Origin of the sequence: Streptomyces sp. HUAS 31 (assembly GCF_028198125.1) — a bacterium.
Taxonomy (GTDB): Bacteria; Actinomycetota; Actinomycetes; order Streptomycetales; family Streptomycetaceae; genus Streptomyces; species Streptomyces chartreusis.
The window spans coordinates 3396979-3419053 of sequence record NZ_CP116353.1 but is presented as its reverse complement, the minus strand read 5'-3'; the positions used below and the strand labels follow the sequence as shown (position 1 = coordinate 3419053).

Genomic DNA, 22075 nt, shown 5'->3' with positions numbered 1-22075 from the left:
GTGCATCAACCCTTTACTCCGGTGAGCGTGACGCCCTCTACGAACGCCTTCTGGGCGAAGAAGAACACGAGGATCACGGGGGCCATGACCAGCACGGTCGCGGCCATGGTCAGGTTCCAGTCGGTGTGGTGGGCGCCCTTGAACGACTCCAGGCCGTAGGAGAGCGTCCAGGCGCCGGGGTTCTCGGAGGCGTAGATCTGGGGCCCGAAGTAGTCGTTCCACGCGTAGAAGAACTGGAAGAGGGCCACCGCGGCTATGCCCGGCTTCGCCATGGGGAGGACCACCCGAAGGAGCGTGCGCAGTTCGCCGCAGCCGTCCACCTTCGCCGCGTCCAGGTACTCGTTCGGGATCGTCATCAGGAACTGGCGCAGGAGGAAGATCGAGAACGCGTCCCCGAACGCCATCGGGATGATCAGGGGCCACAGGGTTCCCGACAGGTCCAGCTGCTTCGCCCAGAACAGGTACATCGGGATGATGACCACCTGGGGCGGCAGCATCATCATCGAGATGACCAGCATGAGGGCTGTGTTGCGGCCGCGGAAGCGGAACTTGGCGAGCGCGTAGGCCACCGGGATCGACGACACGACCGTGAGGACGGTGCCCAGGCCCGCGTAGATCAGCGTGTTCTTCCACCAGGTCAGGAAGCCGGGGGTGTCGAAGACCTTGGTGTAGTTGCCCCATTCCCAGGTGTCCGGGACCAGATCGCGGGTGAGTGCCTGCTGGTCGCTCATCAGCGAGGTCAGGACGACGAAGACGAAGGGCAGCGTGAAGAACAGCGCCGCCGCGACGCCGAGGGAGTGGACCGCTATCCATTCCAGAAGCGCCCTGCGGCGGGCCGTGCGCTCGGCGGTGGTCGGGGTGTCCAACTGCGTCGGCTTGTCCAGCACTTGGGTCATGGTCAGTCACCTGCCTGGATCAGTCCGCCCCGGCGCCGCATCAGCAGCGCGGTGAACGCCATGGCGAGGGCGAACAGTACGAGTGCGACCACACAGGCCGAGCCGTAGTCGAAGCGCTGGAAGCCGAGGTTGTAGACGAGCTGGGGGAGGGTGAGGGTCGACTTGTCGGGGTAGCCCGGCTCGAACTGCTGGCCGGAGCCGCCGATGATGCCGGAGGCGACCTTCCCGGCCACCAATGGCTGGGTGTAGTACTGCATGGTCTGGATCACGCCCGTGACCACGGCGAACATCACGATCGGCGAGATGTTCGGCAGGGTGACGTAGCGGAACCGCTGCCAGGCGGAGGTGCCGTCCAGCTCGGCGGCCTCGTACTGCTCCTTCGGTACGTCGAGCAGCGCGGCCATGAAGATGACCATGAGGTCGCCGACGCCCCACAGCGCGAGCGAGGTGAGGGCCGGCTTGGACCAGGCGGGGTCCGTGAACCAGCCGGGGGTCGGCAGGCCCAGGCTGTCGAGGACCGAGTTCACCGGCCCGGTACCGGGGTTGAGGAGGAAGACGAAGGCGAGGGTCGCCGCGACCGGCGGGGCGAGGTAGGGCAGGTAGAAGAGGGTCCGGAAGACGCCCGTGCCGGTCTTGATCTTGGTGATCAGCAGGCCCACGCCGAGGCCGAAGACCACCCGGCAGGTCACCATCACCAGGACTAGCCAGAGCGTGTTGCGCAGGGCGGGCCAGAACAGCGGGTAGTCGTTGAAGACGTAGGCCCAGTTGCCCAGGCCGCGGAACACCGGTGTGCCGAAGCCGTCGTACTTCATGAAGGAGAAGTACACGGTGGACACCAGCGGATAGGCGAAGAAGACGCCGAACCCGATGAGCCACGGTGACAGGAAGGCCACCGTCCGAAGCGCCGACCTGCGGCGCTTCGCGCGGAGAGTGTGCGTGGACATCGGGGGCTACTTCGCCTGCTCGATGTCGGTGTCGATCTGCTTCGCGGTCTTCTCCAGACCGGCCTTGAGGTCCTTCACCTTGCCCGACTCGTACTGGTAGCCGAAGTCCTGGAGCGTCGTCTGGTACGTGGAGCCGTTGACGGACGCCGGCGGCGTGTTCGAGTGCGGGTTCTGGGCGATGTCCAGGAACGTCTTGAAGCCGGGGTCGACCTTCAGGTCGGGCGACTTCAGCGCCTCGAACGTGGAGGGCACGTTGTGGATGGCGTTGGCGAAGGAGACGACGGCCTGCGTGTCGGTGGTCAGGTACTTCACCAGTTCCCACGCCGCGTTCTGCTTCTCGCTCTGCGGGGCGATGCCGATGATCGTGCCGGAGAGGAAGCCCTTGCCGTACTCGTCGGCCTCGTCGTCGGCGACGGGCATCGGGGCGGTGCCGATCTCGAAGTCGACGCCGGCGTCCTTCGCCATCCCGAGGCGCCACTCGCCGTCGAGCTGCATGGCCACCTGACCGGTCTGGAACGGGTGCTTGGCGCCCCACTCGTCACCGAAGGTGTTGCGGTACTTCTCCAGCTTCGCGAAGCCGCCGAGGTCGTCGATGAGCTTCTTCTGGTACGTGAACATCTCCGCGAACGCCGGGTCCTCGGCGATGTTGGACTTGCCGTCCTTGTCGAAGTAGGCGTGGTCCCACTGGGACATGTAGTGGTCCACGACCGTCTCGTAGCCGTGGTACGTCGGCATGAACCCGAGCTGCTGGTAACTGTCGCCCTTGTCGACGGTCAGCTTCTTCGCGACCTGCGCGAACTCCGACCAGGTCTTCGGCGGCGACTTGATGCCGGCCTTCTCGAAGGCGTCCTTGTTGTAGTAGAGGCCGTAGGCGTCGCCCAGCAGCGGCAGGGCGCAGCGGGTGCCCTCGAACTGGGTGTAGTCCAGCATCGGCTTCGGGATGAGCTTGTCGAGGTCCAGCTTGGACTTCTCGATGAAGGGCTTCAGGTCGAGGAAGGCGCCGGAGGAGCAGAACTTGCCGACGTTGGAGGTCGTGAACGACGACACCACGTCCGGCCCGTTCGAACCGCCCGCGCGCAGCGCCTGGTTGAGCTTGTCGTCGTTGATGTTGCCGACGACCTTCACCGTGATGTTCGGGTGCGCCTTTTCGAACGCGTCGACGTTCGCCTGGATCGCCTTGACCTCGGCGGGCGCGCTCCAGCCGTGCCAGAAGGTGATCGTCGTCTTGGCGTTGGGGTCGTCGTTCGCAGCGGACTCCGACTGGCCCGTACAGGCCGTGGCGAGCAGGGCCAGAGAGGCGGAGGCGGCGAGCGCCGCGGCGGTCTTCCGGGACGCTGAAGGTATGACTTTCCAGGACTTTCCGGGCATGGCGAGGTCTCCCAGGGGCGGGACGGGGTGGGTGAAGGGAAGGCGGGGGGTGAGGCGAGAGGTGGGTCGAACGGGGCGGGTGGTCAGCGTGAGGTGTTGAAGACCTCGTCGCGCGTGGTCGCCAGCGCGCTCTCCAACGCGCCCCGCAGCACTGGGTGTTCATGTACGTCGCCGACGACGAGCCGGGGCCTGGACGCGGCCAGTTCCTCCAGCTCGGACTGGACGAGGGCACGCAGGACCTCGCCGCCGGCGGTCAGGGAGGCGCCGCTGAGGACGACCAGTTCGGGGTCGAGGACGGAGACCAGGGAGGCGAGACCGGTGGCCAGCCGGGTCGCGTAGGTCTGGAGGAGCAGCCGGTTGAGGACGGTGTCCTCGCCGGCGGCCCGCTCGACGAGGGTGGCGGCGGCCTCGGCGTACGGCGTCGACGGGACCGACGACATGCCGATCTCGCGTGCGAGGCGCGGGATGGCCTGGGAACCGGCCAGTTCCTGGTAGCCACCACTGTTGGCCTTGGTCACCTGGCGGACCAGGGGCGTGCCGGGAACCGGCAGGAAACCCACCTCGCCCGCACCGCCGGTCCAGCCGCGGTGCAGTCGGCCGCCGAGGACCAGGGCGGCACCGAGACCGCCCTCGTTCCACAGCAGCACGAAGTCCTCGTGACCGCGGGCCGCGCCGAGCCGCTGCTCGGCCACCGCCACGAGGTTGACGTCGTTCTCGTACTCCACCGGCATCGGCAGGGCCGCCGCCAGTTCGTCCAGGAGTGCGGGGGTGTGCCAGCCGGGGAGGTGGGAGGCGTAGCGCAGCCGGCCCGTGTTGGGGTCGAAGGCGCCGGGGGTGCCGATGACGAGCCGGTGGACGTCGTCGCGGGCCAGTCCCGCCGCCTTCACCGCGCCGTCGAGCGCGTCGGTGACCTGCCGGACCACGGGTTGCGCAGGACGTCTGCCGGGGGTGGGCAGTTCGTACGACCCGACCGTGCGGCCCGTGATGTCGGAGACGGCGGCGAGGATGCGTTCGGGGGTGACGTCGAGCCCGGCGGCGTACGCGGCGTTCGGGTTGACCTCGTACAGCTGGGCGTTGGGGCCGGGGCGGCCCTCCGTCGTGCCGGTCGCCAGGACGAGGCCGGCGGCCTCCAGGCGGGCCAGCAGCTGGGAGGCGGTCGGCTTGGACAGGCCGGTGAGCTTGCCGATCCGCGTGCGGGACAGCTGTCCGTGCTCCAGGAGGAGGTCCAGGGCGGCGCGGTCGTTCATGGCGCGCAGGACGCGCGGGGTGCCCGGCGTACCGGCGGTTCCTGCCATGGTGTCGACACCTGCCTCTCGGCTGACCAGCTTCTCAGTGATCTACGACGGAAGTCCATCCAAGGTCACTGTTAGGAAAGTTTCCTATTCGCTGCGGAGGAACGTAAGCCCGGCGGGAAGTCGGCGTCAAGAGAGGTGGTCCGGCAGGCAACCGAGTCGTTACTTGAGGGCGCCGACCCGCCGAGCGTGCTCATGCCATGGGAGCAGAAGGGGGGTCGCCAGCAACAGGGCGCCGGCGAGGGCGATCGCCGTGCGCGGGCCGGTCAGGGCCGCCAGCCATCCCCACAGCGCGGTCGTCGCGGCGGTCGCGGTCCTGGTGCTGATCGACCACGCGGCGAGGGTGCGGGTGACGCGGTCCGGCGGGGTCAGCTCCAGGCGGGACGTGGCGAGCACCGGGTTGAAGACGCCGGCGCAGGTGATCAGGCCGAACTCCACGGCCATGACCAGGAGGAGGCCGGGGGTGCCCGGGCCGACGAAGGCCAGGCCGACGGGCCAGCAGGCGCGCAGGCTGCCGGCGGCGAGCAGGACCCGGTGGCTGCCGTGCCGGGCGGTCAGACGCCGGGAAAGCCGCGAGCCCAGCAGCCCGCCCAGACAGGGCACGGCGAAGGCGAGGCCGTACTGCCAGGGGGCGAAGCCGAGCCGGCCGAGCATGAGGACGGCGAGCAGCGGAGCCGACGCCATGATCAGGGAGTTCACCAGGACGGTGTTGAGGAACAGCGGGCGCAGGGTGGGCTCGGCGAGCAGGTGCCGCCAGCCGGCCCGCAGGTCGCGCGCCCGGGGGCGCCCTGAGGGGGCGTCAGGATGGGGTTGTTGCCTTTCCTTACGGGCCACGAAGCCCCGCCCGCGGGATTGTTGCCCTTCCTCACCGCCGATCGCCCTGATGCCGAGCGCCGAGAGAAGGAAGCTGGCCGCGTTCGCCAGCACCGTCGCCATCGGGCCGAGCATCCCGAACGCCGCGCCGCCCAGCGGTGGGCCGAGTGCCGTGGCCGTCCACATCGTGGCCTCGAAGCGGCCGTTCGCCACGAGCAGGTCCTGCGGCGGCACGAGGGACTTCAGATACGCCCCGCTCGCCGCGTTGAAGGTGATGTCCGCGGCGGCCACCGCCACCGACACCAGCAGCAACTGCCCGAGATCGAGCGCGTCCAGCGCGAACGCGACGGGCAGGCTCAGCAGCGCCGCGCACCGGATCAGATCCGCCGCGACCATCACCGGCCGCTTCGGCCGGAACTCCACCCACGCGCCGAGCGGCACCGCCAGCGCCGCCCCCACCGCGAGCCCCGAGGCCGCCAGCAGCGACACCTCGGTCGACCCGGCGTGCAGCACGACGACCGCGATCAGCGAGAACGCGTCGAAGGCGAGCCACGTCCCGAGCGAACTGACCGCGTAGGCCGCCCACAGCCACCCGAACCGCCGCCCCAACGACCGCCCGCCCGTCACCGCCCACCACCCCGCTCACCCGCGACCGCCCTGCCGGACCGGGCCATCCAAGCCAGGTGGACGCGTGCGGATCAAACAACCGAGGGGCCGGGCCGTACAACCGGCGGATGTACGCCGCCGCGCAGGCGGGGCCGGAGCTCGCCGCGCGCAGAGAAGAGGGGCTCCCGGCGATGCCCGGAGCCCCTCTGTCGTGTCCCGCCTACTTCGTCACGCTCGGCGGCGTCAGCGGTGTGGCCGCCTGGGACTGGGGCGAGGTGGTGTTGGAGTAGGCCGAGGGCGCGGCCATGCCCGCCGTCGGGTCGGCCGAGGTCTCCTCCTCGACCATGACGGGAACCCGGCCGACGATCGGGATGTCGGCGGCGTCGAAGGCCCGCTTGATGCGCCAGCGCAGTTCGCGCTCCACCGTCAGTGCCTTGCCCGGCATGGTCTTGGCCGAGACGCGGACCACCATCGAGTCCAGCAGCACGCTGTCCAGGCCGAGTACCTCGATCGGGCCCCACAGCAGCTCGTTCCAGGGCTCTTCCTTGCTCATCCGCTCGGCGACCTCGCCGACGACCTCCCGGACCCTGTCCAGGTCCTCCGAGGAGCGGACGGTGACGTCCACGCCGGCCGTCGACCAGCCCTGCGAGAGGTTGCCGATGCGCTTGACCTCGCCGTTGCGGACGTACCAGATCTCGCCGTTGTCGCCGCGCAGCTTGGTCACGCGCAGGCCGACCTCGATGACCTCGCCGGAGGCCACGCCCGCGTCGATCGAGTCGCCGACGCCGTACTGGTCCTCGAGGATCATGAAGACGCCGGAGAGGAAGTCGGTGACCAGGTTCCGGGCGCCGAAACCGATCGCCACCCCCGCGACACCGGCGGACGCCAGGAGCGGGGCCAGGTTGATCTCGAAGGTGGACAGGATCATCAGGGCGGCCGTGCCCATGATCAGGAAGCTGGCCACCGAGCGCAGCACCGAGCCGATGGCCTGTGAGCGCTGACGGCGGCGCTCGACGTTGACCAGCAGACCGCCCAGGGCCGTGCCGTCCACCGCCTGGGCCGTGCGGTTCATCCGGTCTATGAGCTTGGTGATCGCCCGCCGCACGAAGACTCTCAGCACTCCCGCGATCACCAGGATCAGCAGGACCCGGAGGCTGATCGCGAGCCAGGTGCTCCAGTTCTGCTCGACCCAGCTCGCGGCCTCGGCCGCGCTCTCGTGGGCGTCCCGGATCGAGGGGACCGCCGGGGTCGTCGTCTCCGAGGGCGTCGGGGACGGGTCGGCGGCCAGTAGGACGGCGGACAGGGACACGGCAGGTACCTCCAAGCGGCCCGCTCCACCGGTCGGCGGTCAAGGTCGGTCAAGGTCACGAAAAGGTCACCGGCGGGGCAGGCCCACCACACTATCGGGGCATCGTGTGTGGATCGTCGCCATGTTCGAGGGAGGAAACGTGCCTACCTGGGGATGAACTGGTGGGATGAACCGTTCATCGTCCTGGGGATGAATGAGATGTGGTCGAAAACACTCCCAGCCCGTTACCGGCACATGGTGGCGCTTTCACCAGGCATGAGGGGAGACTGACTACAGATCGTCCCGGCGCGAGCCACGCGCCGCCGACGCCCAAGGAGGCATCCGTGCCGCATGTCCTGGTCCTCAACGCGTCGTACGAGCCACTCGGCGTCGTACCGCTCCGCCGCGCGCTCGTCCTCGTCCTCGAGAACAAGGCCGTATGCCTCGAGGAGTCCGGCGCCTTCATGCACAGCGCAACCGTCACAGTCCCCGCACCCAGCGTGGTCCGGCTCAAGCGATTCGTCCGGGTTCCCTATCGGGGGCCCGTTCCTCTTACCCGCAGGGCGCTCTTCGCCCGCGACGGGGGCCGGTGCATGTACTGCGGTGGCGTCGCAACCAGCGTCGACCATGTCATTCCGCGCAGCCGCGGGGGCAAGCACGTCTGGGACAACGTGGTGGCGTCCTGCCGCCGCTGCAACCACGTGAAGGCCGACCGACACCTCTTCGAGATCGGCTGGCGGCTGCGCCACAAACCCGCTCCACCCACCGGACTCGCCTGGCGCATCATCGGCACCGGGCATAGGGACCCGCGCTGGTTGCCGTACTTGCAACCATTCGGCGCGGACGACGCCATGGCCCGGATCGACGGCATTTCCGCCTGACGATCCGGGCTTTCGCACACCTGGAGGACGGCGCGCGTGCCACCGGCCCCGAGGGTCCCCCGTGCCCTCGGGGCCGGACGGCTGCCCGGGTGCGCGGCGGCAGCACGTACGCCGGCTCATAAGTGCCGCGACTCCGCCGTACGTCGGATCATGCGCACCGCGACTCCGCCTTACGCCGGCTCAGGTGTACCGCAGCTCCGCGGGCCGTACCGAGCGGCGCAGCAGCGGCAGTGACATGGCCGCGGCCAGCAGACAGGCGGCGTACACGGCCACCGGGACCAGGACGGGCAACAGCGGTACGGGTCCGACCGCGTCGTCGATCAGCTCGGCCCAGCCCACGTAGATCGCCGTGCCGCCGGCGCCCGCGAGCAGCACCGCCGGGGCGAGCGGCAGCGCGGTCTCCAGCAGCAGCGCCCGCCCCAGCACGCTCTGCGGCACGCCCGCCGCGGCCTGCGCGGCCAGTCCCCGGCGACGGGAGGCCAGCGACTCGGCCGTGCCGACGGCCAGGGCCGACAGCGTCAGCGCCAGCGCGACGAGGATCGCGGCGCCCGTGAGGTCGAGGCCGGTGGTGTAGTACTCGTTGCGCTCGGACAGTTGGGTGGTGCCGTTCACGATGTGCAGCATCACGGCGCGGATCCCGGCGAAGGCCGTACCGACGACCGTCACGAGCAGTACCGCGGCATGGGTGCGGGCCGTCGCCCACGGGTCGTCCCGCAGGCGCTCCGCCGCGATCAGCAGCGCGGGGCGCTGGGCGCGGGCGGCGAGAGAGGTGCCCAGCCGCCGCGAGGACCAGCCCGCCAGCCAGACGGCCGCGGCGCCGAGCAGCAGACTCGTGGCGAACACCGTCAGCGGCCCGAGAGCGATGCCGGGCCGGTTGCCGCGGTACGTGTTCAGACCGACGTAGGCGGCGAGCACCACCAGGAGCACGGTCAAGACGCCGAACACCCTCCCCGGCCCCCGAGTCGGGCGCACCCGCCGGACCCAGCCCAGGGGCGAGGCCACCACTCGGCGCAGCGCCAGCGCGCTCACGGCCGCGCCCAGCACCGGGACGGCCACGGCGACGAGGGTCATTCCGACCCAGGCCAGGGGCTCGGGGTGCTGCCACAGACTCAGCAGGAGGGGGACGGAGACGGCCGTCGCCAGGGCCGACCCGGCGAGGCAGGCCAGCCCCGCCTCCAGCGCCGCGATCCGGCGCACCTGAGCGGGCGTGGCACCCGCGAGCCGCAGCGCGGCAAGGCGCCGGTCGCGGTGCACGGCCCCCACGCGGGCGCACTGCCCGAGGAACCCGAGCACCGGCACCAGCAGCATCAGCAGCGTGACCATCACGCCCTGGCGGTCACTGGCGGCATCGAGCAGCCCTGAGCCGACCGACACCGAGTAATGGCCCCTGATCGAGGCGAAGGTCGCGACCGCGAGCCCGATGCCGGTCGCGAGGGCCGCGCCGACCGCGGTGAGCGCGGCCCGCCACCACTCGCGCCGGTCCGATCCCCGGGTGAGCAGCCAGGCCAGCCGGAGATCGGTGCTCATACCCCCACCTCCAGCGGCAGCACGGCGCCGTCCGCCAGCCGGACCTCGCGGTCCGCGTACGCCGCCACCTGGGCGTCGTGGGTGATCAGCAGTACGGCCGTGCCCGACTCGCGGGCCGTGTGCGTGAGCGCCGACATCACCTGCTCGCTCGCCAGGGAGTCCAGGGCCCCGGTCGGCTCGTCCGCGAAGACCACCTTCGGGCCGGTGACCAGGGCCCGGGCCAGCGCCACCCGCTGGGCCTGGCCGCCGCTCATCTCGCCGGGCCGCAGCTCCTCCTGCCCGCGCACCCCGAACCGCTCCAGCCACTCACCGGCACTCGCCTGCGCCTCCTGCCGCCGGGCACCGCCGAGCAGCAGCGGCAGCGCCACGTTGTCCAGGGCCGTCAGCTCCGGGATCAGCTGCCCGAACTGGAAGACCACCCCGAACTCCGTACGCCGCAGCTCGCTCAGCCGCCGCTCGGGCAGTTGGTCGAGCCGCTCGCCGCCGTACGTCACCGCGCCGGTGTCCGGGCGGACGATGCCGGCCAGGCAGTGCAGCAGCGTGGACTTTCCGCTGCCGCTCGCGCCGGTGACGGCGAGGATCTCGCCGGGCCGCAGCTCGACCGTGGCGCCGCGCAGGGCCTCGGTCCTGCAGTGCGCCTTGACGAGGTCACGGGCCGCCAGAAGCGGTACCGCGCCGTCCTCTTCGTTGCTCATGCTGGGTCGACCTCCGCGGTCAGGGTGGTGAGCCGGGCCGCCGTGGTCGTCATCCAACGGAGGTCGGCGTCGAGGTGGTTGAGGGCGTAGTCCGCCGAGAGCACCGACGCGAGATCGGCGCCGGGCGCGGTCTTGAGGGCCGTGAGCTCCCGCATGCGTGTCATGTGGGCGGCGCGCTGGGCCAGCAGATAGCCGTCCGGGTCGCCGCCGGACAGGATCGACACGACGACCTTGGCGAAGATCTCGTTCGTCACGAACGGCGCCGGCGGCGCGATCTCGGCCGCCCACTGGGCCAGTTCGCGCGCTCCGTCGTCGGTCGTGCGGTACATCGTCCGCTCGGGCCCGCCGTCGGAGTCGGTGCCGTCGATCTCGGCGAGTCCGTCGCGGACCAGCCGTTGCAGCGTCGTGTAGACCTGCCCGTAGGCCAGCGGGCGGGCTTGCGGGAAGCGTTCGTCGTGGCGTCGCTTGAGGTCGTAGCCATGGCTCGGCCCCTTGGCGAGCAGGCCCAGCAGGATGTGACGGGTGCTCATGGCGATCATTATGTACTGAGTACATGTACTGAGTGAATAGTGAGCGTTGAAGTGATCCGGGGAATCCTCGGCGCCGGCGGCGCGGAATGTGAGGAGGGGCACGTTGTTGGACTCTGTACGTCTGCCGCCGCGCCTGCTGGGTAGGGCTGCGGTATCCCGTACGCCGCACCATGAAGAGGAGGCCCCCGTGGCAGCATCGGCACACCTTCTGCTCCCGGCCCAGTCCAAACCTGAGGCGCCCATCGAGCCCGAGATGCACGACTGCGTCTTCAGCGCCGAGGGCGCCTGCGTCGAGACCCCCCTGACCAGCGAACCACCCCTCCCCGACTTCGAGCCGCTCACCAGTGAGCCGCCGCTCGCCGACGCCGCGCCCCTGACGAGTGAGGCGGCGACCTGGGACCTGGGTATGGACACCGGTATGGACATGGACTGCACGAGGCCGTAGATGACAGCGCAGCGGTCGGCCGAAGCCTGTGCCGAAGGGCCCGAAGGCTCTGAGGATCTCCCTTCCGACGCTTTGACGCGCCTCGCCGGGCTGCACGGCGTGGCCACCTCCTTCCAGCCGTCCGCCGACCGCACCGTCACGGCCACCGCGACCGCGCTCACCCGCGCCCTGGCCGCCCTCGACGTGGACACGAGCACGCCCGCCGCCGTCGCGGCCGCGCTCGCCGCCCGGGACCGCGAACTGCGCGAGCGGCTGCTGCCGCCGACGATGGTGAGCTGGAGCGGGGCCGAACCCGAGGCACTGGCCGCGCTGCCGTCCGGCACCCGGCTGCACATCGAGACCGAGCAGGGCGAGACCCGGACCGCCGCCGACCGGCTCCCGCCCGGCGTCCACCGGCTGACGGCCACCACACCGGACGGCCGTACGACGACCAGTCATCTCGTCGTCGCCCCGCCCCGTCTTCCCACCCCCACCGGACGCTCCTACGGCCTCCTCGTCCAGCTCTACTCCCTGCTCTCGCGCCGCTCCTGGGGCATGGGCGACCTCGGTGACCTCACCGAACTCGCCACCTGGGCCGGCCGGGCGCTCGGCGCCGGATTCGTCCAGGTCAACCCGCTGCACGCGGCCGTACCCGGAACCCCGACCGACCCCTCGCCCTACCGTCCGTCCTCCCGCCGCTTCCCCGACCCGGTGCACCTGCGGGTCGAGGACGTGCCCGAGTTCGCCTACGTCGAGGACCGCACACGGGTGCGGGCACTGCTGGAACGGGCCGGGCGGCTGCGCGAGGCGGTGCTGGACAAGGGCGCGCTGATCGACCGGGACGCCGTCTGGGAGGCCAAGCGCGAGGCGCTGGAACTCGTGCGCGAGGTACCGCTCGGACCCGGGCGGCGCGCCGCGTACGTCGACTTCCTCGCCCGGGAGGGCGACGCGCTGGAGGACCACGCCACCTGGTGCGCGCTGGCCGAGGTGCACGGCTCGGACTGGCAGCAGTGGCCGGCGGGGCTGCGGGACCCGCGGTCGCCCGAAACCGCCCGCGCCCGCAGCGAGTTGATGGACCGGATCGACTTCCACTGCCGACTCGCCTGGCTCACCGACGGCCAGCTCACCGCCGCCCAGCGGGCCGCCCGGGAGGCCGGGATGCCGGTCGGGATCGTGCACGACCTGGCGGTCGGGGTGCACCCCGGGGGCGCCGACGCCTGGGCGCAGCAGGAGTACTTCGCCGCCGGCATGTCGGTCGGCGCGCCACCGGACGCCTTCAACGCGCGCGGCCAGGACTGGGGGCTGCCGCCCTGGCGCCCCGACCGGCTCGCCGAGTCCGGGTACGAGCCGTACCGCCGCCTGCTGCGGGCCCTCTGCCGCTACGCCGGCGCCCTGCGCATCGACCACGTCATGGGGCTGTTCCGGCTGTGGTGGGTACCGCAGGGACAGGCACCGACGGAGGGGACGTACGTCCGCTACGACGCCGAGGCCATGCTCGCGATCCTGGTGCTGGAGGCCGAGCGGGCCGGCGCTGTGGTCATAGGGGAGGACCTCGGCACGGTCGAGCCGGGGGTGCGGGAGGCGCTGCGCTCGCGGGGCGTGCTGGGCACCTCCGTGCTCTGGTTCGAGCGGGACTGGGACGGCGACGGACGGCCGCTGCCGCCGGAGTCCTGGCGCGCCGACTGCCTCGCCACCGCCACCACCCACGACCTGCCCTCCAGCGCGGCCCGCCTCACCGGCGAACACGTCGAACTCCGCGACAGCCTGGGTCTGTTGACCCGGCCGCTGGAACAGGAGCGGGCGGAGGCCGCGGCGGACACGGGGGAGTGGCTGGAATTGCTGTCCCGGCTGGGGATGTTGCGGGGAGCGCACGGCGGGCACTGCGCCTCGGAGGAGGAGGCCGAGATCCAGGCCGTCCACCGCTTCCTGCTGCGCACCCCGGCCCGGATGATCGGCGTCTGGCTCCCCGACGGCGTCGGCGACCGCCGCCCGCAGAACCTGCCGGGTACGTGGGACCAGTACCCGAACTGGCGCCTGCCGATCGCCGACGCGGACGGGAAACCGATGACCCTGGAGGAGCTCGCGGGGTCGTCTCGGATGTGGGGGCTGGTCGAGGTGCTGCGGGGCGGGATCGGGCCGCAGGAGTGACGCGGCGAGGGGCGTGCTGTGGCCCGCGTCCGGCCGGGGCGGGCCTCATACGGCACCCCGGGCGCGCGGGCCTTCGCGTCGTTCGATACTTTTGGCCCCGTGGACAAGAAGAACGCCCTGCGCGCCGGCGCCCTGGCTGCCGGTACGACGCTGATGATGCTCCTGATGTCGTCCCCCGCGCTCGCGCTCACGCGTGACGACGGCGACGACCCCGGTCAGGGCCTGACCGTCATGGAGACGGTGGCCCAGTTCGTCATTGCCCCGACCGTGATCTTCTTGGTCATCGTGGGCCTCGTGATGGTCCTGGACCGCTCGGACCGCGAGCCGAAGACCAAGGCCAAGGCGAAGGCCTGACAAGGCCGGGCGAAGCCCGACCCCGATCAGGCGTTTCCCGCCCGATCCCTGCTTCCGTCGAGGGCGCCTGCCTCGTCGTGCGTACGCGCATCCGCCGTACGCACGACGAGGCAGGCGCCCTCGACGCGTTCCCGACCCCCGCGAGGCCGCTCGGCCCCCGCGAGGCCGCTCTCACGCGGGATGCGGTGCCGTCAGATACCGCTGCACCGTGGGCGCCAGCCAGGCCACGAGTTCCTCGGGGGACAGCGCCACGGCCGGCGGGAAGCGCAGCACGTAGCGCGTGAGGGCCAGTCCGAGCAGCTGTGACGACGCCAGCGCGGCCCGGGCGGGGGCCTGCTCGGGGTCGGGGCACACGCGGTGGGCGAGCGGCAGCAGCTGGTCCGCGAAGATGCCCTGCATACGCTCGGCGCCGGCCTGGTTGGTCGCGCCGACCCGGAGCAGCGCCGTGAGGACCTCGTTCTCCTCCCACATGCCCAGGAAGTGCGTCACCAGCGCCCGGCCGACGTCCTCCCGGCTCAGTGCCCCCGGCTCCGGCAGCTTCAGGTCGATGGCCATGGCCGCCGCGAAGAGGCCCTCCTTGTTGCCGTAGTAGCGCATCACCATCGACGGGTCGATGTTCGCGTGCTTGGCGATGGCGCGGATGGTGGCGCGCTCGTACCCGTCGGCCGCGAAGCGCTCGCGGGCCGCGTCGAGGATCGCCGTGCGCGTGGCGTCGGAACGGCGGGGTGGGGCGGGGGGCGGGGGGCTGTTCTCGTTCATGCCCACAACCGTAGGTCAACGGATGTAGGCCAACAAGTGTTGACAGCTCCGGTCGGCCCTCCTAATGTTGCCAACAAGCGTTGACCAACAACCGTTGGCAAACAATGTTTGGCAAACAATCGTTGGCAGGAGGCCACCATGACCGGCACCGTCTCCCCGCACCCCGTGGTCGTCGTCGGCTCCGGCCCCACCGGCCTGCTCCTGGCCGGTGACCTCGCCGCCGCCGGAGTCCCCGTCACCCTCGTCGAGCGACGCCCCCGCAAGATCAGCAACCTCTCCCGGGCCTTCGGCGTCCACGCCCGCACCCTGGAGCAGCTCGACGCCCGCGGCCTCGCCGACGAGCTGATCACCACCGGCAGCACCATCACCCGGCTCCGCCTCTTCCGCCGGCTCTCCCTCGACCTGGGCACGCTGCCGTCGCGCTTCCCGTTCCTGCTCATCACCCCGCAGTACGAGGTCGAGCGGCTGCTGGAGCGGCGGGCCCGCGAGCTCGGCGTGGAGTTCCGGTACGAGAGCGAGGTCGTGGGGCTGCGGCAGGACGCCGACGGGGCCGACCTCGACGTGCGCGGCGCCGACGGGACGGTCGTCACCCACCGCGCGGCCTACGTCGTCGGCACCGACGGCCACCGCAGCGCCGTACGCGAGGCGCTCGGCCTGCCCTTCCCCGGCACCTCGGTCATCAAGTCGCTGATCCTCGCGGACGTCCGGCTCACCGAGCGGCCCGACAGCGTGCTCACCGTCAACGGCGCGGGCGACGCCTTCGCGATGATCGCCTCCTTCGGTGACGGCTGGTACCGCGTCATGGGCTGGAACCGCGACCACGAGGTCCCCGACGACGCCCCGCTCGACCTCGACGAGGTCAAGGAGATCGCCCGGCGGGCCCTGGGCACCGACTACGGCATGCACGACGCCCGCTGGCTGTCCCGGTTCCACAGCGACGAACGCCAGGTGCCGAGGTACCGGGTCGGCCGGGTCCTGCTCGCCGGCGACGCCGCGCACATCCACTCACCGGCCGGCGGCCAGGGCATGAACACCGGCCTCCAGGACGCGGCGAACCTCGGCTGGAAGCTCGCCGCGGTCGTCCAGGGCCGGGCGTCCGACGGCTTCCTGGACACCTACGAGGCCGAACGCCACCCCGTCGGCAGGGCGGTGCTGCGCAGCAGCGGCGGGCTGGTCCGGCTGGCCAGGGCCCAGAACCCGGCCCTGCGCGCCGTACGCGCCCTGGTCTCCGCCTTCGCGAACGCCGCCAGGCCCGTCCGTACCAAGGCCCTCGCCCAGATCTCGGGCATCGGCTACCGCTACCCCGCCCCGCGCGGCGCCCACCGCCTGGTCGGCACCCGCATCCCGGACGTGGCGCTGGAGAGCGGGCGACTGTACGAGGCGCTGCGCGGCGGACGGTTCGTGCTGATCGCTCCGCGGGCGCTGCCGGAGCCGTACGGGAGCCGGGCCGGCCGCGAGGACCTGCCGGCCGTCGAGCGCTGGGCGGGCGAGAGCCGCACGACCGTGCTGGTGCGGCCCGACGGATACGTGGCCTGGTCGGCGGAGGACGCGGACGCCGCGGCGATCGAGAAGGGCCTCGCCCTCCAGTTCGCCTGACGTGGGGTCGCGCACGCGCGAGGGGCGCCCGGTGCCATGGCACCGGACGCCCCTGCCGACGTGTCGGCCTCAGTGACCAGCCGTCACTCCGCGGCCGGGTGACGAGCCGTCACTCCGCGGCCGCGTCCGCCTCCTGCGCCCGCAGCGCGCGCTCGACGCCCGCGCGGGACTCCGAGACCAGACGACGCAGGGCCGCGTTCGGCTGTGCCGACGACAGCCAGTCGTCCGTCTTGCGCAGGGTCTCCTCGGAGATCTGCAGCGCCGGGTACAGGCCGACGGCGATCTGCTGGGCGATCTCGTGGGAGCGGGAGTCCCACACGTCCTTGACCACCTCGAAGTACTTGTCGGTGTAGGCGGCGAGCAGCTCACGCTGGTCGGTCTGCACGAAGCCGCCGATCACCGCCTCCTGCACGGCGTTCGGCAGCTTGTCGGACTCGACGACCGACGCCCACGCCTCCGCCTTCGCCTCGGCGGTCGGGCGGCCGGCACGGGCGGTGGCGGCGTGCCGTTCACCGGCCGCGGTCCGATCCCGCTCGTACTCGCCGGCGATCTCCGTCTCGTCGAAGCGGCCCACCGCCGCGAGACGCTGCACGAACGCCCAGCGCAGCTCCGTGTCGACGGCCAGGCCCTCGATCGTCTGGGAGCCGTCCAGGAGCGCGTCCAGCAGGTCCAGCTGCTCCGGCGTGCGGGCCGCCGCGGCGAACGCGCGCGCCCACGCCAGCTGGTGGTCGCTGCCCGGCTCGGCCGACCGCAGGTGCGCCAGCGTGGCGTCCGTCCAGCGGGTCAGCAGGGCCTCGCGGGTGGCGGGAGCGGCGTACAGCTCGATCGCCAGCTTCACCTGCCGCTGGAGCGACTGCACGACACCGATGTCGGACTCCTTGCCGATGCCCGACAGGACCAGCGAGAGGTAGTCGCGGGTGGCGAGCTCGGCGTCCCGCGTCATGTCCCAGGACGACGCCCAGCAAAGGGCCCGCGGCAGCGACGCCTCGAAGTCGCCCAGGTGCTCGGTGACGACGGCGAGGGACTGCTCGTCGAGGCGGACCTTCGCGTACGACAGGTCGTCGTCGTTGAGCAGGACGACGTCCGGGCGGCGGGTGCCCACGAGCTGCTGCACGGCGGTCAGTTCACCGTCGACGTCCAGCTCGATGCGCTCGTCGCGCAGCAGCTTCCCGGAGGTCTCGTCCAGGTTGTAAAGGCCCACCGCGATGCGGTGCGGGCGCAGCGTCGGCTCGCCCTGGGCGCCCGCGGGCAGGGCCGGGGCCTCCTGGCGGATCGCGAAGGACGTGATCACGCCGTCGGCGTCCGTGGCGATCTCGGGCCGCAGGATGTTGATGCCCGCGGTCTGCAGCCACTGCTTCGACCAGGTCTTCAGGTCACGGCCGGAGGTCTCCTCCAGGGCGCCCAGCAGGTCGGTCAGGCGCGTGTTGCCGAACGCGTGCCGCTTGAAGTACGCCTGCACGCCCTTGAAGAACTCGTCCTGGCCGACGTACGCCACGAGCTGCTTGAGCACGGAGGCGCCCTTGGCGTACGTGATGCCGTCGAAGTTGACGAGCACGTCGTCCAGGTCGCGGATCTCCGCCATGATCGGGTGCGTCGACGGCAGCTGGTCCTGCCGGTACGCCCACGTCTTCATCTGGTTCGCGAACGTCGTCCACGCCTGCGGCCAGCGCGTCCCCGGGGCGTGCGCCTGGCAGGCGATGGAGGTGTACGTGGCGAACGACTCGTTCAGCCACAGGTCGTTCCACCACTCCATGGTGACCAGGTCGCCGAACCACATGTGGGCCAGCTCGTGCAGGATGGTCTCCGCGCGGCCCAGGTACGCCGCGTCCGTCACCTTCGAGCGGAACACGTACTGATCGCGGATGGTCACCGCGCCCGCGTTCTCCATCGCGCCCGCGTTGAACTCCGGCACGAACAGCTGGTCGTACTTCTTGAACGGGTACGCGTAGTCGAACTTCTCCTGGAACCACTCGAAGCCCTGCCGGGTCACCTCGAAGATCGCGTCCGAGTCCAGGAACTCGGCCAGCGACGGACGGCAGTAGATGCCCAGCGGCACGCTCTGGCCGTCCTTCTCGTACACGCTGTGCACGGAGTGGTACGGGCCGACGATGAGCGCGGTGATGTACGTCGAGATGCGCGGCGTCGGCTCGAAGGACCAGACGTTGTCCTTCGGCTCCGGGGTGGGCGAGTTGGAGATCACCGTCCAGCCCTCCGGGGCCTGCACGGTGAACTGGAAGGTGGCCTTCAGGTCGGGCTGTTCGAACGAGGCGAAGACGCGCCGGGCGTCGGGCACCTCGAACTGGGTGTACAGGTACGCCTGCTGGTCGACGGGGTCGACGAAGCGGTGCAGGCCCTCACCGGTGTTGGTGTACGCGCAGTCGGCGACCACCCGCAGGACGTTGCGGCCCTGGAGCAGGCCGGGCAGGGCGATCCGGGAGTCCTCGAAGACCTCGGCGGCGTCCAGCGCGTCGCCGTTGAGGGTCACCTCGTGGACGGTCGGAGCCACGAGGTCGATGAAGGAGTCGGCGCCGCTCTCAGCGACGTCGAAGCGCACCGTGGTCACGGACCGGTAGGTGCCGCCCTCCTGCGCGCCGGAGAGGTCGAGATCGATCTCGTACGAGTCAACGGTGAGCAGCTTCGCCCGCTGCTGCGCCTCTTCGCGAGTCAGGTTTGTGCCAGGCACGCGGTCATCTCCTCGATATGTGTCGGTTGCGTCATCCTTCCACGGGACGTGACCGGAACGCGATGTCCGTTGACCGCCGGTGAGCTCGGCCCTCGCGCGTGAGGCTGGGGGCATGACGATCCGCCGTGCACACCCCATCGATCCGACGGCCCTGACGGAGCTGCGCACCGCCGACGACGCGGGCCGCCGCATGCGTCCCGTGACCGACGAGGAGGGCGGCGCGCCCCTGCGCTGCTGCCTTCGCCGCAGCGCCCCCGGCGAGCGCATCGCCCTCGTCTCGTACGCTCCCCTGCGCCGCTGGGCGGCCGGTACGGGCGTCGATCCCGGGGCGTACGACGAGCAGGGCCCGGTGTTCATCCACGCCGAGGAGTGCGGGGGACCGGACGGGGACGCCCTGCCCTTCGCGAACGCCCACCGCACGGTGCGCCGCTACTCGGCCGACGGCCGCATCCTCGGCGGCCGGCTCGTGGAGTCGGGTGCCTTCGAGGAGGCGTTCACGGCGGCGTTCGCCGACCCCGAGGTGGTGCTGCTGCACGTCAGGGCCGTGGAGTACGGGTGCTTCCTGTACGAGGTGCGCAGGCCCCGCTGAACGCGGCAGGGGCGCCCACCGGTGAGGGTGGGCGCCCCTGCGCCGGGTACGGGTGGGCGTCAGCCCTTCAGCTCGGCCGCCACCAGCTCCGCGATCTGCACCGCGTTCAGCGCGGCGCCCTTGCGGAGGTTGTCGTTGGAGACGAACAGCGCGATGCCGTGCTCGACCGTCTCGTCGGCGCGGATACGGCCCACGTAGGACGGGTCCTGGCCGGCCGCCTGGAGCGGGGTGGGGACGTCGCTGAGGGCCACGCCGGGGGCACCGGCCAGCAGCTCCTTGGCGCGCTCCGCGCTGATCGGGCGGGCGAAGCGGGCGTTGACCTGGAGGGAGTGGCCGGAGAAGACCGGGACCCGGACGCAGGTGCCGGAGACCTTCAGACCGGGGATCTCCAGGATCTTGCGGGACTCGTGGCGGAGCTTCTGCTCCTCGTCGGTCTCGTTCAGGCCGTCGTCGACGATGGAGCCGGCCAGCGGCAGGACGTTGTACGCGATCGGCGCCACGTACTTGTTCGGGGCGGGGAACTCCGCCGCCGAGCCGTCGTGGGTCAGCTTCGGCGCGTCGTCGCCGACCTTCTTGACCTGCTCGAACAGCTCGTCCACGCCGGCCAGGCCGGAGCCGGAGACGGCCTGGTAGGTGGCGACCACGAGCGCTTCGAGGCCGGCCTCGGCGTGCAGCGGCTTCAGCACCGGCATCGCGGCCATCGTGGTGCAGTTCGGGTTGGCGATGATGCCCTTGGGACGGTCGGCGATCGCGTGCGGGTTCACCTCGGAGACGACCAGCGGGACCTCGGGGTCACGGCGCCACGCGGAGGAGTTGTCGATCACCACGGCGCCCTGGGAGGCGACCTTCTCCGCCAGCGCCTTCGACGTCGAGCCGCCCGCGGAGAACAGCACGATGTCGAGGCCGGAGTAGTCGGCGGTCGTCGCGTCCTCCACCGTCACGCCGTCCAGGACCGAGCCCGCCGAGCGGGCCGAGGCGAACAGCCGCAGCTCGGTGACCGGGAAGTCGCGCTCCTTGAGGATCCTGCGCATGACCGTGCCGACCTGACCGGTGGCTCCGACGATTCCGACCCTCACGGTGACTCCTTCTGGGCGTTCTTGCATGTCTGCGGCCTTTCCATCATGCGGCCGACCCAGGTCCGCCTGTCCAATTCTTTGTGCTTCATACCCCCGGACAAGGACACCCCGACCGGCCGGACGGTTCCGGAACTCCCGTCCGCACCCATGCTGAGCTGCATAAATTCGCCCCGCGGGGTGTTCGCGCCGCAAGCTGTGCTGCGCTCGCGCACCGGTGTGACGTACACCTCGCGGAAAACTTCCGGCGACCCGGCCGAACGTTTCCGGGCGCCGCGGCGTCGTAGAGGAAACGCGGTGAGGGGGTGGCTTGTGCTGCGCAGAAAGGCCCGCCGTGCCCAGGAGGACGATCACACCGATCCCCTGGACGCGGCCCAGGAGCGTCGGGTGCGGGCGGTGCTCGCGCTCGGCGGGGTGCCGCAGACGGACCTGCCGGACGGGGTACAGCAGGTCCGGCTGCGGTTGCTCGAACGGGCCGCGAGCGGACGCGAGGCGCCGCGGGACGTGTCGGCGTGGGCGGCGGTCGTCGCCTCCAACCTCGCCATGGACTGGCACCGGGCCAAGAAGCGCCAGGAACGCCTCGGTGAACGGCTGGCCTCCCTGCGCCAGACGGAGCACCCCTCCGGCGAGGACAGCAGCCTGCTCTCCCTCGCCGTGGCCCAGGGCCTGGACGAGCTGCCCGACGCCCAGCGTCAGGTCCTCGTGCTGCGCTTCTACGGCGATCTCCCGGTGCGCGACATAGCCGCGGAGCTCGGCATCCCCGAGGGCACGGTCAAGAGCAGGCTGCACACGGCGGTACGGGCCCTGCGCGCCCGCCTGCACGAGGACGAGGTGGTGTGACGTGACCGCCGAGAACCAGGGCCGCGGCGCCGACGCGCTGATGGCCGCGATCACCGGTGAACCGCTGTCCGAGGAGGCCCGGGCGGACGCCGCCTTCATGGCCGAGCACGCCTCCGCCGCGGCCGACCTGGCGCTGCTGCGCGAGCAGCTCGGCATCATCGGGCACGCGCTCGCCGAGCCCCCGCCACCGGCGCCCGAGCCGGCTCCCGTACGACGGCCCGTCCGCGCCCGGCGCCGGATCCTCACCGTCGCCCTCGGCTCGCTCGCCGTGGCCGCCGCCGGGTCGGTGCTGGTGGGCATGGGCTGGCTGCTGACGCAGGCCGGGTCCGGGGTGAGTTCCGACGCGGGGGCGAGCAACGCGGACAAGGCCGCCCCCTCGCAGCAGTCCATCGGCACCGAGTTCGGCAGCCCGCCCTACCTCGCCTGCTCGCGACTGGTGGCCGAGGGGCGGGCCACCTCCGTCGAGCGGGTTCCCGGGACGGCCTCGCTGCGCGTCACCCTCGACATGACCCGCTACTACAAGCCGGACAAGGGCGAGCCGGAGCTGACGTTCACCGTCGAGGAGAGCCTCGTGCCCGGTCTCCGCAAGGGCGACCCCGTGCTCATCGGCATCAGGAAGGGCGCCCGCGAGCCCGACTTCTGGGCCGTCGGCGAGGCGGACATCGCCCCCGAGCGGGCCTGGATCACCGCCTCGCTGCCCGAGGCGCGGGCACTCGGCTGCTGAACGGCAAGGGGCGGGCGCCCGTACGGACGCCCGCCCCCGATGGCC

20 protein-coding genes are annotated in these 22075 nt (G+C 71.5%); 8 read left to right on the top strand and 12 right to left on the bottom strand.

Features of this window, described 5'->3' with window-relative positions; genetic code table 11:
* Positions 1 to 5: 5 nt before the first annotated feature.
* The 6 genes from PGH47_RS15020 to PGH47_RS14995 form a co-directional block, all read right to left on the bottom strand.
* Complete coding sequence (locus tag PGH47_RS15020; protein ID WP_271663856.1) at positions 6 to 896, bottom strand: carbohydrate ABC transporter permease; 891 nt, start codon at positions 894 to 896, stop codon at positions 6 to 8.
* Between the two features lie 2 nt (positions 897 to 898).
* On the bottom strand, positions 899 to 1840 hold the full coding sequence (locus tag PGH47_RS15015; RefSeq protein ID WP_107905442.1) for a carbohydrate ABC transporter permease: 942 nt from the start codon (positions 1838 to 1840) through the stop codon (positions 899 to 901).
* Positions 1841 to 1846: 6 nt separating this feature from the next.
* Positions 1847 to 3208: an ABC transporter substrate-binding protein gene (locus tag PGH47_RS15010; RefSeq protein WP_271663855.1), complete on the bottom strand. Its 1362-nt coding sequence runs from the start codon at positions 3206 to 3208 to the stop codon at positions 1847 to 1849.
* Positions 3209 to 3291: 83 nt separating this feature from the next.
* Positions 3292 to 4503, bottom strand: a complete 1212-nt coding sequence (locus PGH47_RS15005; protein ID WP_271663854.1) for an ROK family transcriptional regulator — start codon at positions 4501 to 4503, stop codon at positions 3292 to 3294.
* Positions 4504 to 4662: 159 nt separating this feature from the next.
* The gene (locus PGH47_RS15000; protein WP_271663853.1) at positions 4663 to 5940 is read right to left on the bottom strand and encodes an MFS transporter; all 1278 of its coding nucleotides are present in this window, start codon (positions 5938 to 5940) and stop codon (positions 4663 to 4665) included.
* Positions 5941 to 6139: 199 nt separating this feature from the next.
* Positions 6140 to 7228 (bottom strand): mechanosensitive ion channel family protein, encoded by a 1089-nt coding sequence (locus tag PGH47_RS14995; protein ID WP_271663852.1) that lies wholly within the window; start codon positions 7226 to 7228, stop codon positions 6140 to 6142.
* Between the two features lie 323 nt (positions 7229 to 7551).
* Here PGH47_RS14995 and PGH47_RS14990 point away from each other — a divergent pair, with 323 nt between their 5' ends.
* Positions 7552 to 8088, top strand: coding sequence for an HNH endonuclease (locus PGH47_RS14990; protein WP_016435120.1), 537 nt, complete (start codon positions 7552 to 7554; stop codon positions 8086 to 8088).
* Between the two features lie 180 nt (positions 8089 to 8268).
* On the opposite strand, the gene PGH47_RS14985 is transcribed toward PGH47_RS14990, so the two are convergent.
* Genes PGH47_RS14985 through PGH47_RS14975 form a run of 3 tightly spaced genes read right to left on the bottom strand, consistent with a single transcriptional unit; the run spans position 8269 to position 10840 of the window.
* Entirely contained in the window at positions 8269 to 9615 is a 1347-nt protein-coding gene (locus tag PGH47_RS14985; RefSeq protein WP_271663851.1) for an FtsX-like permease family protein, read from the bottom strand.
* Positions 9612 to 10310 (bottom strand): ABC transporter ATP-binding protein, encoded by a 699-nt coding sequence (locus PGH47_RS14980; protein WP_271663850.1) that lies wholly within the window; start codon positions 10308 to 10310, stop codon positions 9612 to 9614. The genes PGH47_RS14985 and PGH47_RS14980 overlap by 4 nt, the downstream gene beginning before the upstream one ends.
* Positions 10307 to 10840, bottom strand: coding sequence for a PadR family transcriptional regulator (locus PGH47_RS14975; protein ID WP_271663849.1), 534 nt, complete (start codon positions 10838 to 10840; stop codon positions 10307 to 10309). Before PGH47_RS14975 ends, PGH47_RS14980 begins: the two co-directional genes overlap by 4 nt.
* A gap of 187 nt (positions 10841 to 11027) precedes the next feature.
* Here PGH47_RS14975 and PGH47_RS14970 point away from each other — a divergent pair, with 187 nt between their 5' ends.
* The 3 genes from PGH47_RS14970 to PGH47_RS14960 all read left to right on the top strand — a co-directional run bounded on the left by PGH47_RS14970 (position 11028) and on the right by PGH47_RS14960 (position 13766).
* Positions 11028 to 11285, top strand: a complete 258-nt coding sequence (locus tag PGH47_RS14970; RefSeq protein WP_107905435.1) for a hypothetical protein — start codon at positions 11028 to 11030, stop codon at positions 11283 to 11285.
* The gene (gene malQ / locus PGH47_RS14965) at positions 11286 to 13412 is read left to right on the top strand and encodes a 4-alpha-glucanotransferase (protein ID WP_271663848.1); all 2127 of its coding nucleotides are present in this window, start codon (positions 11286 to 11288) and stop codon (positions 13410 to 13412) included. It begins immediately after the preceding gene.
* Positions 13413 to 13511: 99 nt separating this feature from the next.
* Positions 13512 to 13766, top strand: a complete 255-nt coding sequence (locus tag PGH47_RS14960) for a hypothetical protein (RefSeq protein WP_271663847.1) — start codon at positions 13512 to 13514, stop codon at positions 13764 to 13766.
* 171 nt (positions 13767 to 13937) lie between these two features.
* On the opposite strand, the gene PGH47_RS14955 is transcribed toward PGH47_RS14960, so the two are convergent.
* Entirely contained in the window at positions 13938 to 14525 is a 588-nt protein-coding gene (locus PGH47_RS14955) for a TetR/AcrR family transcriptional regulator (protein ID WP_271663846.1), read from the bottom strand.
* Between the two features lie 138 nt (positions 14526 to 14663).
* On the opposite strand from PGH47_RS14955, the gene PGH47_RS14950 reads away from it, so the two are divergent.
* Entirely contained in the window at positions 14664 to 16121 is a 1458-nt protein-coding gene (locus tag PGH47_RS14950; protein WP_271663845.1) for an FAD-dependent monooxygenase, read from the top strand.
* Between the two features lie 109 nt (positions 16122 to 16230).
* On the opposite strand, the gene pepN is transcribed toward PGH47_RS14950, so the two are convergent.
* Positions 16231 to 18804 (bottom strand): aminopeptidase N, encoded by a 2574-nt coding sequence (pepN, locus tag PGH47_RS14945; protein ID WP_271663844.1) that lies wholly within the window; start codon positions 18802 to 18804, stop codon positions 16231 to 16233.
* A 112-nt stretch (positions 18805 to 18916) separates the two neighbouring features.
* Between pepN and PGH47_RS14940 the strand changes: the two genes are divergently transcribed.
* The gene (locus PGH47_RS14940; RefSeq protein WP_271663843.1) at positions 18917 to 19393 is read left to right on the top strand and encodes a DUF1203 domain-containing protein; all 477 of its coding nucleotides are present in this window, start codon (positions 18917 to 18919) and stop codon (positions 19391 to 19393) included.
* Positions 19394 to 19452: 59 nt separating this feature from the next.
* On the opposite strand, the gene PGH47_RS14935 is transcribed toward PGH47_RS14940, so the two are convergent.
* On the bottom strand, positions 19453 to 20469 hold the full coding sequence (locus PGH47_RS14935; protein ID WP_271663842.1) for an aspartate-semialdehyde dehydrogenase: 1017 nt from the start codon (positions 20467 to 20469) through the stop codon (positions 19453 to 19455).
* A 309-nt stretch (positions 20470 to 20778) separates the two neighbouring features.
* Here PGH47_RS14935 and PGH47_RS14930 point away from each other — a divergent pair, with 309 nt between their 5' ends.
* A complete protein-coding gene (locus tag PGH47_RS14930) occupies positions 20779 to 21306 on the top strand; it encodes an RNA polymerase sigma factor (RefSeq protein WP_271668060.1) in 528 nt (175 codons plus the stop codon).
* Position 21307: 1 nt separating this feature from the next.
* A complete protein-coding gene (locus tag PGH47_RS14925; protein ID WP_271663841.1) occupies positions 21308 to 22030 on the top strand; it encodes a hypothetical protein in 723 nt (240 codons plus the stop codon).
* Positions 22031 to 22075: the final 45 nt, after the last annotated feature.